Origin of the sequence: Sphingomonas pollutisoli (assembly GCF_029167165.1) — a bacterium.
In the GTDB taxonomy this organism is placed as follows: Bacteria; Pseudomonadota; Alphaproteobacteria; order Sphingomonadales; family Sphingomonadaceae; genus Sphingomonas; species Sphingomonas pollutisoli.
Map to the genome: position 1 here is coordinate 104,406 of NZ_JARFNJ010000008.1, position 15,004 is coordinate 119,409.

Sequence of the window (15,004 nt, forward strand, 5' to 3'; positions counted from 1 at the left end):
AATCATTGGCCGCGTGCCACAACCACCTTCATATCCTAGCAGTCTCGAATCGCCCGCCGGCGACGGCGCATAGACAGCGAGAGAGCTCGTTCGACGGATCGAGCTAATGGGGCCGGCGATCGCGGAGTGGGTGCTGCGTCGGTTCTCAGGCCGAATTAAACCTATCGCGCCGAAGTCGAACACCTCCAGGCGCTAACGCGAGAACCATTGCTGATCTTCAGCGCAGATCGCGTTGCGGATTTTAAGCGCGAAGAGAACAACATTCGCTGGGCAACATACATGAGTAGTTGCGGCCCAAAGCGGAATAGTAGGTTTACAGAGTCTAGGAAGCACTCGCCCGAGCACGATAGCTTCGTAGTCCCAGATGTAGTCCGAGAAACGAATCCTTCTGGAAAACTTCCGGTTTCCTCAAAGAGGATATACTTAAGTCATTGAGAAGGAATGGTGGACGCACTTGGGCTCGAACCAAGGACCCGCTGATTAAGAGTCAGCAGATTTGCCAATGTTTTCAACAAATCTTACGTCATTTTCTGCGTCTGTACCGGAATGATGGCCTGAGGCAGCTTCAAATTTGTCGGAAAGGCCAAAAGTCAGCGGCGCGCCCTGTACTGGCAACCACACATACTCAGGAGCCAAAATGTCCGACGCACGATCACTACGGATGCCGCCCGGCTGGAGGTCCATGGGAACGATGGCAGAGATCGCCGAGGCTACGGCCGATTTCAACGAAGCCCGCGGGGCGTCGCTGGGCCATATCTATTTCATCGGTGGAGACGAAGGGCCGATCAAAATCGGCTACTCAGGGAAGCTGTTTCAACGGCTCAGAGCGCTCAAGAATAGCTCACCAGTCCCCGTGCGCCTCTTGGCCGCTACGCCCGGCAGCCGTGCCGCGGAAAGACGCTACCATGAGCGCTTTGCGGAGTACCGATTGCACGGCGAATGGTTCGATCGCGTTCCAGATATCCTCAAGGAGATCGCTCGCATCAGCAAGGAATAGCGATGGGAGAGGATTTGCAGTCCTCTGCGTCACCACTCCGCCATCGGGCCTCGATCGCGTGGAGGGCGCGCAAATGCGTGGGTTTTGCTCCCGCGTCAAGCGCGACAGCGGAAAAGTTCGCAGTCGTTTTTGGAAAGTTCGCACTGTTCCTGATTCGGGCTCGCCGCCGAACGCCGGCGCGGGGCGCGCCTCGCCTCTCCCCACACCCCCTCTCGCTGCACGGGTGTCGTGATGAGCGGGGTGGAGATAGCCGCGCTCTACGTCGAGGCCGGCGGTTGCTACTTCGGCCTGCCCGGCGTCGATCCGTGGGACGAGGCGAGGGACGCTCGCGATTATATCGGGCCGCATCCCGTCGTCGCTCATCCGCCATGTCAACGCTGGGGCCGGTTCTGGGGAGGCAATCCGGTGCAGCAGCCGCGCCTAAAGCTTGGCGATGACGGAGGATGCTTTGCCGCTGCGCTTGCGGCTGTCCGGAAGTGGGGCGGTGTGCTCGAGCACCCAGAGGCGTCCCATGCTTGGGCGCACCATGGCCTAAACAAACCTCCGAAGACAGGCGGTTGGATTGCCGCTGACTTCGAGGGTGGCTGGACCTGCTGTGTCGAGCAAGGCCACTACGGCCACCTATCCCGCAAGGCAACGTGGCTCTACGCTGTTGGCGTCGAGTTGCCGGAACTCGTTTGGGGGCCGGCCTAAGACAAGCTGCGCGTCGCTGGTGCTGGCTTTCACACGAAAGCGGAGCGTGATGCAGCAAAAGCTGCCGGACTAGCAAGCCGCACGCAACTCCCCACGAAGATGCGCAACGCCACGCCGGAGCCATTCCGCGATCTGCTGCTGAGCATTGCGCGGACGGCCAAGCCCCGGAGCCTCGCAGCATGACCCCCGATTGGCAGCCCTGGACGGGAGGGGAATGCCCGGTGGCGCGTGGAACTGAGGTCGATGTTGAGCATCGTGACGGCGAGATTTATCTCGGTCATCGCGCTGGCATCCACAGCAGCAAAAGCTATGCCGCTGCGGTATGGCGGCACTTCGACATGCCCGGCGATATCGTGAAGTTCCGCTACCCCTCCCGGAAGGAGATGGAACAGTGACGTTCATCAGCGAAAAGCCAGTGAAGTCGGTCAGGAAGCGCCATTGCTGCAACGCCTGCAATAAGTTGATTGAGGTCGGCGAGCCGGCAGTCAACTGGTGCGGGGTGACGGACGGGCAGTTCGATAGCTCCTACTACCACCCTGACTGCCGGGAAGCCGAGGTCGCCTACAACCGCGATTGCATCGAAACGCACTGGTCCGATGATTGGGATCGGCTTTGCGAGGCGGAACACGATAACCTCCCTTGGATCAAAGAGCATTGGCCGATCCCGTACCTGCGCATGTGCATGACGCAGGCGCAGTGGGCGGCACACAACTCTCAGAAGGCTCGCCCATGACCCCCTCCCCCAACACCGGCCTCAATGACGGGGTGCTGGAGAAGCCGCGGCGCGTGCAGCTATCGCGGCGCAAGGGCTGGCGGATGCCTGAGAACACGGTGAGCGTGGCGCGGCCAAATCGGTTCGGCAACCCTTACCCGATCGGGCGCGAGGGTCCGCTTGAGCGTGTCGCGTCGGATGCCGAAGGTGCCGTTGGGTTCTTCCGGGCCATGATGGGCGACCCTGAGTTGCGCGCAGAAGCCGGATATCCCGACCTGGAGATCATCGCCCGCGAGCTACGCGGCAAGAATCTCGCTTGCTGGTGCCGTCTCGGCGACTGGTGCCACGCCGACGTGCTGTTGGAACTGGCCAACACCCCCAAAGGAACACCCCATGAAGAATGTTGATGGGCTGCGGAAGAAGCCACGGCCGAATTTGAGTGGTATCGCACAAGAGCGGATACCGTTCGGCGCGAGCGTCCTGTGCCGAGACTTCCGGGTATCGCTGGCTGGTCCAGAACTGGCGAACGGCACCGTCAACGATCGTCCGCGCTTCTGCCGCGAAACGGCATACGAAGCGGGGCAGATCGTTTTCGTGCAACCGATCGAAGGTTTGGGCGCGCGGAGCCTCCAAGCGCTTGCCGATGGGCCGATAATGGACGCTCGCAGCCTGTACCTACCCGCCGGCAAGCTGACCGAAGCGGAGTACCGCGCACGTGTCGCCGCTGACCTCACCGATCTTTCAGGAACACCCCATGAAGAACGCTGATGACGGGCTGCTGGTGCTGGCTGAGCGCCGAAGTGACCTCGCGACGTATCTGGATGGCGTCGAAGGGGTTGTAGAGGCGACAAGCTACGAGAAGCACATGCTTTGGCTAGAATATGCTGAGGATGCGGACAAGTATGGTCGACCCGATCATGTCCGCTACTCTTGGTCGGACACGCTGCATGGCACGCTGGAGAACGTAGGCAGCATTGCGGGTCGGCCAATCTGGATCAGCGTACTGACGACTACCGTTGACGGTATGAAGCTGCTGTTCTGGCACATCACCAGCCCAGTTGCGGATCACGACCAGTGCGATGCTTGGCTAGAGCAGCATTTGCCAGACACCGCACGCCGCACTGATGGCACGATAAACCGAACGGATCCGATGAATTTCTGCAATATCCTCCGCGCACGGTATGGCGATCGGGGGCGGGGCGATGCGTAAGGTACGTCACTGCCAACGCTGCGAACTGCCGAAGCCTGCCTGTGCTTGCGCCGATGCCCGAGCAGCCGACCGTGCGTGGCGCAAATCGCAGCGTACCCCATCCGCCCGCGACCAGACTGAAGGAGAGTGATGATGGGAAGTCTTCATTCAATTCTTGCGGCAGTCCAAGCTGCGAATAAGGAACCCCACCCATGAGCACTCCCACAATCAAGAAGATGATGAGCGACACGGAAATCTACCTCCGCTGCGTCGAGTTTGTTCGCGAGCAGTCGGAAGGCGAGTGGGACGAAAAGACCATCGCGAAGGATGCTGAGCGGATGGCGGCAATGATCCGCGAAATTATCCAAGTGGCACAGGCGGGGACGGATCAATGACCACTCCCACAATCCAGAAGATCGCAGAGGGGCTGACGAAGGCGCAGCGACGCTTGGTGCTCGCTAATGCGGCTTCAGGAGACTTTTCGATGCGCACGGTGGAGTGGCTGATCAATAACGGGCTTATGCACATACGGCCGGACAGCCCAGATGGGAGGTATGGACCGCTAGAGTGCACCCCTCTCGGCCAGCAGGTCCGCTCTTACCTACAGGAGAAGGGGCGGTGAAGCGCAAACGCAAGAAACCCGAGCCTCGTAGCGAATGCTGCCATTGGCCGCTTGATGCCATCGGCTGCACCCGATGCGCCAAGCCAACGATCAGGCCAAATCAACCGCAAGGAACTTCCCAATGACCAACGACCCACTGCGCGAGAAGCTGGAAGGGCTGACACGTCCGATTATCGGCATCGAAAACCGGACGGCTCTAGAGGTGTTCGACATCATGTCCGATCGTATCAACCGATCAGACCTCCTACCCGCCGCGCGTGCGGGAGCGGGGGAAGTCGTGGTTCCGCTGGCATCGCTCAAGATGTGTCGCGATGTTGCAATGGAGCATACCGCATATGCCCACATTCCCGAATGTGGAAAGCTCAGCCTGATCGCTCAAGAACTAGATGCCTGCCTCGCCGCAGTCCTCGACACGCAACCATCGCCACCCGCTGCCGAGCAAGGGGAAGGCCCGTACAGCTACGAAGCGCTCAAGCTCGGTCACGAGATGTCACACGAGGCGGCGACCAGCATGGGCTACCCCAGCGTCACCGAAGCGCTCGAACACCTGAGCGAGTTGCGTTCTACCCCACCCGCTGCCGATGCCGCGATGGTGGAGGCGCAACAGACGATCCACGACGCGTTGATGGATAGCCAATATCTTGCTGGCGTTGGTGCCGGCTGGAACGCGGCGCAGGCTGATGACCCAGAAGTGGCATTTGCAGCACTGCGGAAGTCGCGCGAGGGCCACCTTGCCGGGTATGCGGAAGCCAAGGCTATCCTCGCCTCTCGCCAGCCTGCGGGGGTGCGGTGCGGCTATTGCGATGGGACGGGGGACGTTCATCGCGCAGACGGCGAATGGCTTGGGAAGTGCGTTTGTGCCGCCGCCCCGGCAACCGATGCGGGGGAGAAGTGATGCGCTTCGGGTATCCATTCGAAAACCAGCAGTGGAGGTGGCCTATTGTTCCACCCGGTTGCATTTGCCCTCCGACAAGCGAGAAGACATGCCAATCACCCCGCTGTCCTCGCCAGCCTCCGAAGGACCAGACCCGATGACCATCCAACACGACGAGGCGGTAGAGGCGCTAACGAAAGCTGTTCGATGGGTCCGGGACGATGGAATAGATAGCGCGATTCCGAACCTATTAGACGCAGCAGACCAAGTGATATCTACTCACCACGCGCTCTCGGCAACAGCAGCGCCAGCAGGGGAGGTGACCATCCCCACCACCCCATCCGATGTTGCCGGGCTGGAAGTGACGCAGGAGGCCGACGAGGCCGCATTGTCATATCTGAACGAGCCGGTGCAGGATAACTGCCAGCTAGCCTATGCCTTCGCCCGCTATGGCGCCCGCATCCGTGCGGAGGTGATGGAGGATGCGAAGCGTGCGGTGCGCGACGTCATGGTAGCTCAGGAATGGCCACCGCAGGACGGAGACAGGCAGATCGACGAAGTGCTGGCGGCGCTAGATGCTCTCGCTGCTCCAGCCGAGGTGACTTCCAAACGGAAGGGACGTGCTCCGGTCGCGGGAGAGAAGCGGTGAAGGCGAGCGAGGTCTATGCCGGTTACAAGCCAACCGCGGTAAGCAAGCATCGGGCACTCAATAACGTCCACTTGAAAGCCGTGATCGATCGGTTGGTTGCGGCCGGCGACCATGAAGCTGCCGATACGATCATCTGGCAAATGTGGTGGCGCGATCTTGATGCGCAGCGCGAGAGGTTCCTTATCGAACAATTCCGCGAGCAAATGGCCGAAAGGTTGATGAAGCGTTGGTAGCGCTCCGGTGACCCGCCGCACCAATCCCATCGGCCTCGTTATGCTGGTCTATGTCCTCGCCATGCTCGCGGTCAATGTGATACGCGGGGTTATGGGGATGGGGTGGAATTTGTGAAAACAAGACGATCCCGGTAAGGTACACCGTACATGTGATCGCAATCTCCATCCGGCGTAGAGCAGCAAGCTACAGCTTGAAGGTTTGCAGGTTCGAATCCTGCCGATCGCGCCAGCTAGTTTCGTTCAATGGTAGGATGCCCCCTTTGTATGGCGGTGATGCGGGTTCGATTCCTGCAACTAGCTCCAGATAATGCTTCAGTAGCTCAACGGTAGAGCCAGCCCCTCATAAGGGCCGGGTTGTAGGTTCAAGTCCTTCCTAAAGCACCATCCCCCACACGCAAAAAGAGCGCCCGAGCCGAAGCCCGAGCGCTCTAGGTGGGGGAGAGGGGTTTCGCGGTTCCGTTAGGGCATATCGGCGACCATGTAGCGTACCATCGCCTCGGCCTGCGTGGCGTCGAGCAGATTGGTGCCATGCGGCGTGTGCTTCATCGGATGGGGAGTGCCCTCGTTGAAATCCGCCTTGAAGCTGATTCCTGCGTCGGGGTTGAAGTCTTCCGGCAGCTTCCATGCGAGGAAGCGGTTTGCCATGTGCTTGATCTGGTCTTCGGTCATGGTCATTTTCCTTTCGAAATTACGTGAGGTGGGTTCCGTTAGGGCGTGCAGATATCCGGAGTGACGCCGGGCATGTGCATATCGGCCGCCCACCGGCACAGACGCCCAACCTGCGCCCATCCTGTGCGGCCCCAGATCAGCACCTGATCGTTCCAGGCGTTTGCCGCGTCCTCGCCTTCCTTGCCCGGCTTGAGCGCCGCCACGGGCACGGGCGGCTCAGCGCGCGGGCGAAGGTCCGCAACCGGAGGCGTCGGCAGTTGCGTTACGACCCTGCTGCCGCATGACGACGCACAGCCGAGCGCGGCGAGCATCATCAGAAGTCGAAGTGGCTGTGCTTTTCGCGACATCCTTGAGTTCCTGTTCCTGGTCTTTGATCTTCATGGTGTCCGCGACCCGCGCGTCCGAGGCATTGCCGTCCGCCGAGATCGTCTGTGTCTGCATCTTGATCGTCTCGCGATCGTCTTCGGCGCGGACACCGCCACCGCCGGCGCAATAGGCGAGCGTTAGGAGGACAATGACGGCGACGATAATCCCGGCGTAGAGCAGCAGCGGCTTGTTGGCGCTGATGAACGCCGAGACGGGGTTTGGGATTAGGCTCATGGTCTCACCTCGATCGAGACAGGATCATCGGGCTTGCCGGTCGGGCCATCGCCGATCGCTGCAGCGCTGGGCAGCGAGGCAGCCAGCTTGTCGGTCAGGTTCGACCGATCGACCGCATCCCAGATCGACCGCATTGACGCTACAACCTCGCGGAACGAGAGCAGAAGCGCGGTCAAGCCGAACGCCTCGGCAGACGGCACCCGGCCATCCGGGCCGATGTGGTGGCCGATGATCGCGAAGGTGGCGCCGATGAGGTAGAGCAGAGCTGCGGCGAGTAGCGTCAGTGCAGCAAGGCCGCACAGTTGCAGACGAGCGTTCATTGCTTGTCCTTTCAGATCAGAATGATGCGCCCGCGCGCCGTGGCGACCTGGCGCTCGGCCAAGCCGTTCGGCGTGCGGGTCGATCGCGGGTTTCCGAGGTTGATCGCCCGGCTCATCGCCAGCGTGTCGTCAGCGTCGGCCCACTGCGCGAGCTTGTTGACGGTCCAGTAGTCGCAGGCGCTCAGCACTGCGTTGTGCGGTTCCTCGAGCAGCTCGGGATGCGCGACGACGTCGATCTTGATGCGCGTCGCCAGATCCTCGTAATTGCCGCGCCCGGTCGTCTGGAATATGCCGCGGCCGCGGTACCGGAATCCGTCTCCCGGCTGGGTATTGCCAAGATCAGCCCGGCCCTCATAGCGCTTCTGCGCTTCGGTCGGTCCCCATGCCTCACGCAGCAGCGTGAAACCCTGCGTCTCATGCGAGCCCTGCCCAAGCCAGTGCGGCAGACGGAGCGGCGTCGTGATGCCGGCCGGGCCCAGGTACCGCGCCATGCCCTCGCCGAGTGCGAGTCCCTTGTCGCCGAGCTTGCGCTGTCCGACCCATTCGAGCAGCGCGGCATAGGTTCGCGGGCCGATCGAGCCATCGACCTTGAGCCCGGCACCGCGCGCGTTGAGGCGGTTCTGGACTTGGATGCCGTTGATGGTCATTCATGGCTCCCTTCGTCGCGTACCCGCATCGCGCGCTCGCCAGCGGCACGAACCTCCGGCGACATTTCGAGCGCGCGGCCAGTCATCACCTGCGCGGCGATGAGCTGGCGTACCAAGCCATCGATCTGCGCTTGCATGGCCCTCAGTTTCTCATCGCAGGCGTGGCGCTCATCCTGCTGCTCGCGGCGAATGTCCGCGATCTGGTTGGCGTGGTCCGTGCGCGCCTCAGCGAGCATCCGCATCAGGTCGGCGCGAAGGCTGGCGTCTTCGGCATTCTCGAGCTCGCGCATCTTCGGGCGCTGGCTGGTCCACATCCGCCATTGCTGGAACAGTCCGCCGACGACGAGGATGCACAGCACCCAACCGCTCGCGGTACTGCGAGCTACCAGGCCCTCAATGGCAGCGTTCATCGACGCGCGACCGCATGAGTCGCGATGCTCTTATTCGTCATCGGATTTTCCTTGTGAACGGGTGTGGAAAGCCGCCGCCGGGGCGTCTTAGACGCGGGGCTACAGGGGTATGATTATGAAGCGATATGTATTGGGCGCGTTCACCATTCTCAGCGTGATGGTGTTGCTGCCGATCGCGCTGGTGCTGCTGCCGTTCTACGTGTGGGATCAGGGCAAGGATTCGTCGCGGCTGTACGACCTGTATTGAGCGGGGCGGGTTTGAGGTTCAGCCCGAGGAACTGACCGGCACAGCTTTGTCGAGCCGGCCCATGATGTCGACCAGCGCAGCGACGTGGAACGACAGCAAGCCGTCCGCCTCGTTGCCGCTGACGATAGCCGCCAGATCATCGCGGACGGTCGCCCACTCCGGCTTCGCGAGAAGTGCGGCCGTAGCGTTTCGGTACGCCGAGCGACGGGCGGTGAGTTCAGCCCCTTTCTTCGCCATATCAAGCGCGACAATCCGCTGAGAGCGAGCGAGTTCCTCGGGCGTGTATTCGGGTTCTTGTTGCGTGTCGGACATACGGCCTCCTGAGAAAATGCTAGTCGAAGGGCAGCAGCGCGCCATCACTGGCGCGGGGCAATGGGCGAGAGATATGCGGAGCTATCGGTGCTCGGTTTCGGCATCCTCAGCGCAACGGACTCGGCGGTGCGCAGCCCGAGCGTGGCGCCTGTGACCTCAATATGTGGTAGGACGTTGCGCAGGAGAGGAAAACCCGGAACGGAGTCGTTCTCTCATGGTCTATATTCTGCTCGTCGCCCTGATGGTTGGGCTTGGCTATTGCGGTTGGCGACTATGGCTTGAGGCGCGCGCCGCGTATGATCCGAGGGAAGCCAAATACAAGCGCCTGTATCGGCGCAAGGGACGCCGCCGACGCTAACACTTTCACGCGAGCGCCGTCTGCCTGCTGGGAGCCGCTGGCGGTCGGCTGCCAACGTCAAACATTGGCGCACATCTCGAAAGCCGAATGAATGTAACGGCCTTCAGCCGAAGTTATGATGGACTTGTTGTTGGTGCCGGGCACTGCTGATGGGCCTGCCGTCAGAGTCAGGGTGCGGCCAACAACATTTATGACGCGAGGCCACGCCACCTGACCATGCGCGATGGCAGTACCCAAATTGCTGATGACCGTGATGGTGATCCTTGCCGTGTTTTGGTTGAAACGTTGCAGTTGGACCGTGGCAGTCCAGTTGCACGTCTGCGCGCCGCCGGTCGTATTGGTGACGACAGCGGTCGCCAGCACCGTCGTGTCATTGCGCAAGCCGACCGATAGCGTCGCTCCTCCGGCCACAGGTCCCGAGCCGATAGCTTGAAACTGCACGGCCTCCCACCATGCATCGGTGGCGCCGACCGCGAGGTCATAAGGGATCGTGAGCGCGAGCAGATCGAAGGTGCCGGTGCCCACGATCTCCTGATAGACTTTGCGGGACAGAAACTGGGGTGATTTTTCCGAAGCATCCTGCGCGGCGCGAGCGACGCAGTTCTTTATTTTTACCCCATCGACGTAAAGCGCGTGCAGGCGATCGACGACCAAATTGCGTAGGCTCAGATCAGTCATGACCGGCGAGTTGAGCAAGACTCTGCCCGGCGAGGTCATGCCATCAATCGTCGCCGACACACATGTCGCGGTCGTAAAAACCCGATCCACTGTCGCCCCGCCGAGCGCGTTGATGGTGATCCCCGAAAATACGTCGAGTTTGTCGGCGTCGGCATTGCCATTGTAGTCGATGATGATGCCCTGCGCGCCGCCCAGCAGGTCGACCTTTACATCGCTGACCTTGTGTGCGCGCACCGGCGAGAGGGTCGGCTTGTTGGTCTGCGACAGCAGGATCATCGCGACCTGATTGCCGCCGAGGCACCGGCCACGGATGCCGCTGGCCGTGCAGCGGATGCCAGACGACGAGAAAAATATCGCCACCGGGCAATTCGGCAGGTCGAAATAGATGCCGGTGGAGTGGCAATCCCGCGCGCCTTCGCCGAAGTTGACGAGCGTAGCCCTGATGCCGGTAACGTTGCCCTCTTCAAGATAGCGGGTGCCGGTCTCGATCGTGCCGATCGATCCGATCTTGATCTCGCCGAGCGATGCAGGCCCGACGCCCGCTTTGACATAGACAGTATTGTTGGTGAACCGGGAGTAGCAAAACGCATTGCCGTAAACGATCGCGCCGCCGTGGCTGATGATGTCGCGGATATCGCAGTTGTAGGTGCCCGCACCGGTAAACAGCGTGTGGTAATAGGACGCTGTCGCAGCCGGAAAGACCTCGAACCCCTCGATAAAGCTGTCCGCCCAGACATCGCAGTCCGGCATGTTGTAGGACGGGGTGGTGAGACCGGTGCCGTCCTGCCGCGCGGTTGTATCGCCAAGCTGTGGTGAGACCCAATAACCGAGATCGGAAATGGCCTTGTCGGTGCTGAGCACGGCACCGTTGATCGCGGTGATCCGTACCATTTGGCACAGCACCGGCTCGTTGCCGTTATCCTTGATGCCGCCGGGGCCGTTGGACAGATTGTAGATGCCACCGACTCGGTATTTCGCGGCGTCTGAGACATTGGCGAGCGTGATCGAGCGATCCGCGAGGCTGGCGATCGGAGACCACCGAAATTTAGGATTCGTCGCGTATCCATCGAGCCGGTACACGCCACCCCAGATTTTCATGGGGTTCCAGTCGCTGGTGATTTTGCATCCGTAACCGGAGAGCGACACGCCTGGATACGGGGCGAGGCTTTCATAGTCGATCAACCGCAGCCAGGCCCCGGTGAAATCGATGATACCGCCGCCGCGCCGTGAAATCGCGATTACGGCAGCCTGCGCCGAAACCCAATCGAGACTACGGGTGATGTCTTGCAACCACGGGGCAAGCCGCTGCGCCTGCGGCAAGCTCCAGCGCTCGGCGATACGATGGACACCACCGTCTCCGACGATCGGCCATGCGGTGACAGGGTACATTCCCGATGCGAGCTTGGCGACGCGCACGCCGACCCCCGAGAGCGGGTGATCGTAATCACCGGTGCCGGACACGACGATGTCCCAGGTCTGTCCGGTATCGGCCACTACGCGCGCGCCGAGCGGATAGGGCTGAGCCGCACCGAAAAACACGCTCGGCGCGGTGACCCGAAGGACGAGTTGCGCCTGCGCGACCGGATCGACATTCACCCGCGCGACACCGTCGCTTCCGACGACGTAGGTCTGCACCGTCTGGCCATCGGCTGAGACCAAATAGGTTGTGTTCGGAACATAGGGGCCGAACGGCAGCGCGGCGACTCGCGCGAAGTTGATCGATGGGCTTACCATTCCGCCCTCACGACTTGCAGATCAGCGCTGAGACGCGCGAGGCAGGGCATATAAACCGTCTGCCCCGAGACGTTGACGACGGGGTAATAGCCGAGCGCGCCCGTCTTCCCGCCATCCTTATCGAAGCTGTCGGGATCGTCGGTCGAGCCGGCGAGGAACAGGATCTGCCAGTTGACCGAATTGTCGAGCGTCGCGAGGAACGCCTGAAGCTGCGCGCTGATCGCGGAGAGTTGATCGTCGGTCGTGCTCATGCCTGCCCCTCATCCGCGCCGTTGACGCGACGGAATGTGCCTGTCGAAAAGTCATAGGTGTGCATGCCCACGCGGGGCGTATCCTGCGCGTCGGCCGCTTCGGGCGCTTCGATCTTCGTTGTGTCGGCTGGCATATTCAGGTCGATCACTGCCTCGCTCGACGCGGTGACGGTGCGCGCGATCGATCCATCGGGGCGCACGGCTGCGAACCGAAACATCATTTGTAGAACTCCTGCGCGTAGATCTCGCCGTAGGTGTACCGGATGCCCGCCGCAGTCGCGCCGCCGCCCGAAATCGGGGTGTAGCGACTGAAGAAGAGTTGGTAGCCGTGGGTGCCTGGGGGCGGATTATCGATGAGCGTGAAGAAAGCCGGGAACCCGCCATTGGTGGCGGATGTCGAGTTTAGCTGGAAAGCGCGACTGATCGGCCCACCGTCCCGGTAAAGCTGCATGAAGAAGTTTGGGTTTTGGCCGGGAATCAACGTGATGTTCAAATTCACATCGAGCCGCATCACCTTGCCGTAATGCGACGGGACGTAGAACACGTCGCTGATCGTCGATGTGAGCGTGCTGTCGAGTTCCCCGGTCAACCCGCTGATCGAGGTGAAGCCCGTCACCGAATTGTCGACCAGCGCATCGGTGGTGACGCTCTGCGCCTTCAGCCGGCCGACAACGACGTTGTTCATGTAAACGGTGCCGGTCGTACTATCGACCTCGAAGATCAGGCTGTTGCCGACCACGAAGCGATCCGCAGCAATCGCGAATAGGTGTTCCTGCCCATTGATCTTGAGGCCAGTCATGACCGGCGCGCCGTTGTCGTCGACGGTTACGGCGATTTGGGCGATGGCTTGCTGGCCGTTGATCGTCTCGAACAGCACATCGATGGACGCCGTCTGGCCATCAACGGTGGATTTGAGCGTCGTAATAGAACTCGCGCGCACGCCAGCTTCGTCCGCGATTGCCTGATCCAGCCGAGCGACTTCCCCCGTAAGCGCACCTTGAGGCCCGGTGATGGACGCCTGAAGGTCGGCGATCATCTGCGCGGTCGCGCTCTGTTGGGTAGCGAGTGCAAGGTTGAGCTGCGACACCGCTGCTGCAATCGGCCCGCTCGGGCCGGTGATCTCCGCCTTCAGGTCCGTGTCGGCCTGCACGCGCGCATCATGCTCTGTCACCACGGCTTGGTTGAGCTGGGTGAACGCCGCATCCAGCGCGTCGCCATTGGCGGTGATCGCCGCCTGAAGCTGGTCGAACGCCTCGGCGCGCGCGCTGTTCGCATCCGCTACCGCCTGCGTCAGTTGCGTGACGGCAGCCGCGATAGGACCATCGGGGCCGGTGATCGCTGCATCGAGCGCCTGCAACGCCAGCGCTTGCGCATGATCGCCATCGGCGATCGCCTGGGTGAGTTGCGTCACCGCTGCCGCGATCGGGCCGTTCGGCCCGGTGATGGCGGCTTCGACTTCGACGATCTGTTGCGCGAGGGCGAGACCTTGCTCGATCCGTTCCGTGATCTCGGTTCGAACGCGCGCACCCATCGGGATGCCGTCGAGATGGGTCGCCGAATCCGTGCGCGTCTTCCGGGCGAACGCAAGCAACTGATTCTTGATTTGTGTCAACGCCGTTTCACGAGTGCGGTCGACCAGGCCCTTCGCGCCCTCGATCTGCTTGTCAGGGTCAGGAGAGCTCGCCAGTTCTGCGAGCGCATCGACAAAAGTTCTGGCGGGGATGCCACCCACCACTTCGCCGCCTGGGCCGACCGTACCGCCGATCGCTGCACCGGGGGGGACTAGCGCCACTTCTAAAGCATCGGTGCCGACGGGGCCGAGGATGAGGCGTCCACCATTCCGCGAACTGCGGCTGTATCGGACGCTGACCTGGTACGGAACCGTCGCCTCGACGCTGGCGATCACCTTCGCGGTCGCCGATGGCGGCTCGATGCCAGCGGTGATCCAGCCGTCATCCGGGCCGAGGCCAGTGGTGAACTTCCGGTAGTCAAACACGATCCCGTCAATCGCGGACGCGTCCCGCGCGCCTTCGATCACCAGCGCGGGCACCGTACCCGAACTCGACTGGATCGACGTCGCAGTGATCGCCCAGGCATTGGCGCCCGGAACCGGGATGAGGGGAGGGCCGGTCAAGCCGGGCGTGGGCGGCGGCGTGGTGGTCTGCCCGAGCGCATAGGGGTGCTTCGCCGCGGTCTCGCTGCGCGCCGTCATCGTCACGACGCCTTGCGATGGATCAAGCTCACGGTTCAGCAAGAGGACCGGCTGCGCGTTCAGCCCGACCTCGGGCAGGGTCACGGTGACGCAGTCGCCCGGCTTGTAGCCCATCCACACCAGCTTCAGCGGCAGGGTGATCGGGCCGAACTCGCGCGCGTTCTCGATGTCATAGCGGACGGCCGTCGCGACCTGCGGCGTCTGCTGAATGAAGGGATAGTCCTGGACCTTCGACCGCTTGCCGCGATCAGCGAGGACATATTCGGCGACCGAGATCGGCGTGCCGGGCAGCAACTGCCAGTTGTTCTCCTCGAGCCGGAACCGCGGGGTGATGGTGTTGATGCGGTTGCGGCGCGGCTGGGTGCCAGCCACGCTTGCAGCGCCGATCACATCATCGACCGCGATGTTCGCCAGCGAAACCTTGGGCGCGTTGACGAGGCAACTGATCCGCGCGCCGAGGGCGAGCGGCTCGCCCATCCCGGCTTGCAGGATCTTCTTCATCGTGTCCCACTTGTCGTCGCCGGAATAGATCATCCCGCCGGCCTTCCAGCCGTTCGCCGCGGCGATGTTCCGCCCTTCAGCGCCATCGTAGCGAAA

At 62.0% G+C, this 15,004-nt stretch carries 22 protein-coding genes and 2 tRNA genes; 13 read left to right on the plus strand and 11 right to left on the minus strand.

Translation table 11 applies throughout. The annotated features are described in order from the left end of the window. The first annotated feature begins 691 nt into the window (after window positions 1-691). From PX554_RS17980 to PX554_RS18035, 12 genes are all read left to right on the plus strand, one after another. Window positions 692-997, plus strand: a complete 306-nt coding sequence (locus tag PX554_RS17980) for a GIY-YIG nuclease family protein (protein ID WP_275503901.1) — start codon at window positions 692-694, stop codon at window positions 995-997. Window positions 998-1,869: 872 nt separating this feature from the next. Beyond that, a complete protein-coding gene (locus tag PX554_RS17985) occupies window positions 1,870-2,085 on the plus strand; it encodes a hypothetical protein (RefSeq protein ID WP_275503902.1) in 216 nt (71 codons plus the stop codon). Beyond that, window positions 2,082-2,423 carry a hypothetical protein gene (locus tag PX554_RS17990; RefSeq protein WP_275503903.1) on the plus strand — a complete coding sequence of 114 codons (342 nt, stop codon included), beginning with the start codon at window positions 2,082-2,084 and terminating at the stop codon, window positions 2,421-2,423. Before PX554_RS17985 ends, PX554_RS17990 begins: the two co-directional genes overlap by 4 nt. After that, window positions 2,420-2,809: a DUF4326 domain-containing protein gene (locus PX554_RS17995; RefSeq protein ID WP_275503904.1), complete on the plus strand. Its 390-nt coding sequence runs from the start codon at window positions 2,420-2,422 to the stop codon at window positions 2,807-2,809. The genes PX554_RS17990 and PX554_RS17995 overlap by 4 nt, the downstream gene beginning before the upstream one ends. Continuing rightward, a complete protein-coding gene (locus PX554_RS18000) occupies window positions 2,796-3,170 on the plus strand; it encodes a hypothetical protein (protein ID WP_275503905.1) in 375 nt (124 codons plus the stop codon). The genes PX554_RS17995 and PX554_RS18000 overlap by 14 nt, the downstream gene beginning before the upstream one ends. Continuing rightward, window positions 3,157-3,612 (plus strand): hypothetical protein, encoded by a 456-nt coding sequence (locus PX554_RS18005; protein WP_275503906.1) that lies wholly within the window; start codon window positions 3,157-3,159, stop codon window positions 3,610-3,612. The genes PX554_RS18000 and PX554_RS18005 overlap by 14 nt, the downstream gene beginning before the upstream one ends. Window positions 3,613-3,803: 191 nt before the next feature. Further along, window positions 3,804-3,986, plus strand: coding sequence for a hypothetical protein (locus PX554_RS18010; RefSeq protein WP_275503907.1), 183 nt, complete (start codon window positions 3,804-3,806; stop codon window positions 3,984-3,986). A 348-nt stretch (window positions 3,987-4,334) separates the two neighbouring features. Further along, window positions 4,335-5,108 carry a hypothetical protein gene (locus PX554_RS18015; RefSeq protein WP_275503908.1) on the plus strand — a complete coding sequence of 258 codons (774 nt, stop codon included), beginning with the start codon at window positions 4,335-4,337 and terminating at the stop codon, window positions 5,106-5,108. Between the two features lie 136 nt (window positions 5,109-5,244). Further along, a complete protein-coding gene (locus tag PX554_RS18020; protein WP_275503909.1) occupies window positions 5,245-5,736 on the plus strand; it encodes a hypothetical protein in 492 nt (163 codons plus the stop codon). Beyond that, window positions 5,733-5,969, plus strand: a complete 237-nt coding sequence (locus PX554_RS18025; protein ID WP_275503910.1) for a hypothetical protein — start codon at window positions 5,733-5,735, stop codon at window positions 5,967-5,969. The genes PX554_RS18020 and PX554_RS18025 overlap by 4 nt, the downstream gene beginning before the upstream one ends. 229 nt (window positions 5,970-6,198) lie before the next feature. Beyond that, window positions 6,199-6,272: transfer RNA gene (locus PX554_RS18030), tRNA-Thr, on the plus strand. A gap of 6 nt (window positions 6,273-6,278) precedes the next feature. Beyond that, window positions 6,279-6,353, plus strand: a tRNA-Met gene (locus PX554_RS18035). Window positions 6,354-6,428: 75 nt separating this feature from the next. Here the strand turns inward: PX554_RS18035 and PX554_RS18040 are convergent. From PX554_RS18040 to PX554_RS18065, 6 genes are read right to left on the minus strand one after another with little or no spacing between them, the layout of a single operon-like run. After that, window positions 6,429-6,638 carry a hypothetical protein gene (locus tag PX554_RS18040; RefSeq protein ID WP_275503911.1) on the minus strand — a complete coding sequence of 70 codons (210 nt, stop codon included), beginning with the start codon at window positions 6,636-6,638 and terminating at the stop codon, window positions 6,429-6,431. Between the two features lie 38 nt (window positions 6,639-6,676). Then, on the minus strand, window positions 6,677-6,841 hold the full coding sequence (locus PX554_RS18045) for a hypothetical protein (protein WP_275503912.1): 165 nt from the start codon (window positions 6,839-6,841) through the stop codon (window positions 6,677-6,679). Between the two features lie 13 nt (window positions 6,842-6,854). Beyond that, entirely contained in the window at window positions 6,855-7,238 is a 384-nt protein-coding gene (locus PX554_RS18050) for a hypothetical protein (RefSeq protein WP_275503913.1), read from the minus strand. Continuing rightward, window positions 7,235-7,558: a hypothetical protein gene (locus tag PX554_RS18055; RefSeq protein WP_275503914.1), complete on the minus strand. Its 324-nt coding sequence runs from the start codon at window positions 7,556-7,558 to the stop codon at window positions 7,235-7,237. The genes PX554_RS18050 and PX554_RS18055 overlap by 4 nt, the downstream gene beginning before the upstream one ends. An 11-nt stretch (window positions 7,559-7,569) precedes the next feature. Further along, window positions 7,570-8,205 (minus strand): glycoside hydrolase family 19 protein, encoded by a 636-nt coding sequence (locus tag PX554_RS18060; RefSeq protein WP_275503915.1) that lies wholly within the window; start codon window positions 8,203-8,205, stop codon window positions 7,570-7,572. Next, complete coding sequence (locus PX554_RS18065) at window positions 8,202-8,615, minus strand: hypothetical protein (RefSeq protein ID WP_275503916.1); 414 nt, start codon at window positions 8,613-8,615, stop codon at window positions 8,202-8,204. Before PX554_RS18065 ends, PX554_RS18060 begins: the two co-directional genes overlap by 4 nt. A gap of 115 nt (window positions 8,616-8,730) precedes the next feature. On the opposite strand from PX554_RS18065, the gene PX554_RS18070 reads away from it, so the two are divergent. Continuing rightward, complete coding sequence (locus tag PX554_RS18070; protein ID WP_275503917.1) at window positions 8,731-8,862, plus strand: hypothetical protein; 132 nt, start codon at window positions 8,731-8,733, stop codon at window positions 8,860-8,862. An 18-nt stretch (window positions 8,863-8,880) separates the two neighbouring features. Here PX554_RS18070 and PX554_RS18075 read toward each other — a convergent pair whose 3' ends face one another. The 5 genes from PX554_RS18075 to PX554_RS18095 all read right to left on the minus strand — a co-directional run bounded on the left by PX554_RS18075 (window position 8,881) and on the right by PX554_RS18095 (window position 14,941). Continuing rightward, window positions 8,881-9,174: a hypothetical protein gene (locus PX554_RS18075; RefSeq protein WP_275503918.1), complete on the minus strand. Its 294-nt coding sequence runs from the start codon at window positions 9,172-9,174 to the stop codon at window positions 8,881-8,883. Between the two features lie 415 nt (window positions 9,175-9,589). Further along, window positions 9,590-11,944 carry a hypothetical protein gene (locus tag PX554_RS18080; protein ID WP_275503919.1) on the minus strand — a complete coding sequence of 785 codons (2,355 nt, stop codon included), beginning with the start codon at window positions 11,942-11,944 and terminating at the stop codon, window positions 9,590-9,592. After that, complete coding sequence (locus tag PX554_RS18085) at window positions 11,938-12,195, minus strand: hypothetical protein (RefSeq protein ID WP_275503920.1); 258 nt, start codon at window positions 12,193-12,195, stop codon at window positions 11,938-11,940. The genes PX554_RS18080 and PX554_RS18085 overlap by 7 nt, the downstream gene beginning before the upstream one ends. Then, window positions 12,192-12,416, minus strand: a complete 225-nt coding sequence (locus tag PX554_RS18090; protein ID WP_275503921.1) for a hypothetical protein — start codon at window positions 12,414-12,416, stop codon at window positions 12,192-12,194. Before PX554_RS18090 ends, PX554_RS18085 begins: the two co-directional genes overlap by 4 nt. Then, window positions 12,413-14,941: a hypothetical protein gene (locus tag PX554_RS18095; protein WP_275503922.1), complete on the minus strand. Its 2,529-nt coding sequence runs from the start codon at window positions 14,939-14,941 to the stop codon at window positions 12,413-12,415. The genes PX554_RS18090 and PX554_RS18095 overlap by 4 nt, the downstream gene beginning before the upstream one ends. Window positions 14,942-15,004 lie beyond the last annotated feature (63 nt).

What these genes read in the sequence shown, in the direction of transcription:
- PX554_RS18055 (WP_275503914.1), bottom strand. Translation starts at nt 7,558, where the DNA reads ATGAACGCTCGTCTGCAACTGTGCGGCCTTGCTGCACTGACGCTACTC.
- PX554_RS17995 (WP_275503904.1), top strand. Translation starts at nt 2,420, where the DNA reads ATGACCCCCTCCCCCAACACCGGCCTCAATGACGGGGTGCTGGAGAAG.
- PX554_RS18095 (WP_275503922.1), bottom strand. Translation starts at nt 14,941, where the DNA reads ATGATCTATTCCGGCGACGACAAGTGGGACACGATGAAGAAGATCCTG.
- PX554_RS18000 (WP_275503905.1), top strand. Translation starts at nt 2,796, where the DNA reads ATGAAGAATGTTGATGGGCTGCGGAAGAAGCCACGGCCGAATTTGAGT.
- PX554_RS18070 (WP_275503917.1), top strand. Translation starts at nt 8,731, where the DNA reads ATGAAGCGATATGTATTGGGCGCGTTCACCATTCTCAGCGTGATGGTG.
- PX554_RS18050 (WP_275503913.1), bottom strand. Translation starts at nt 7,238, where the DNA reads ATGAGCCTAATCCCAAACCCCGTCTCGGCGTTCATCAGCGCCAACAAG.
- PX554_RS17985 (WP_275503902.1), top strand. Translation starts at nt 1,870, where the DNA reads ATGACCCCCGATTGGCAGCCCTGGACGGGAGGGGAATGCCCGGTGGCG.
- PX554_RS18075 (WP_275503918.1), bottom strand. Translation starts at nt 9,174, where the DNA reads ATGTCCGACACGCAACAAGAACCCGAATACACGCCCGAGGAACTCGCT.
- PX554_RS18015 (WP_275503908.1), top strand. Translation starts at nt 4,335, where the DNA reads ATGACCAACGACCCACTGCGCGAGAAGCTGGAAGGGCTGACACGTCCG.
- PX554_RS18090 (WP_275503921.1), bottom strand. Translation starts at nt 12,416, where the DNA reads ATGATGTTTCGGTTCGCAGCCGTGCGCCCCGATGGATCGATCGCGCGC.
- PX554_RS18005 (WP_275503906.1), top strand. Translation starts at nt 3,157, where the DNA reads ATGAAGAACGCTGATGACGGGCTGCTGGTGCTGGCTGAGCGCCGAAGT.
- PX554_RS18085 (WP_275503920.1), bottom strand. Translation starts at nt 12,195, where the DNA reads ATGAGCACGACCGACGATCAACTCTCCGCGATCAGCGCGCAGCTTCAG.
- PX554_RS18060 (WP_275503915.1), bottom strand. Translation starts at nt 8,205, where the DNA reads ATGACCATCAACGGCATCCAAGTCCAGAACCGCCTCAACGCGCGCGGT.
- PX554_RS18010 (WP_275503907.1), top strand. Translation starts at nt 3,804, where the DNA reads ATGAGCACTCCCACAATCAAGAAGATGATGAGCGACACGGAAATCTAC.
- PX554_RS18040 (WP_275503911.1), bottom strand. Translation starts at nt 6,638, where the DNA reads ATGACCGAAGACCAGATCAAGCACATGGCAAACCGCTTCCTCGCATGG.
- PX554_RS17980 (WP_275503901.1), top strand. Translation starts at nt 692, where the DNA reads ATGGCAGAGATCGCCGAGGCTACGGCCGATTTCAACGAAGCCCGCGGG.
- PX554_RS18020 (WP_275503909.1), top strand. Translation starts at nt 5,245, where the DNA reads ATGACCATCCAACACGACGAGGCGGTAGAGGCGCTAACGAAAGCTGTT.
- PX554_RS18065 (WP_275503916.1), bottom strand. Translation starts at nt 8,615, where the DNA reads ATGAACGCTGCCATTGAGGGCCTGGTAGCTCGCAGTACCGCGAGCGGT.
- PX554_RS18080 (WP_275503919.1), bottom strand. Translation starts at nt 11,944, where the DNA reads ATGGTAAGCCCATCGATCAACTTCGCGCGAGTCGCCGCGCTGCCGTTC.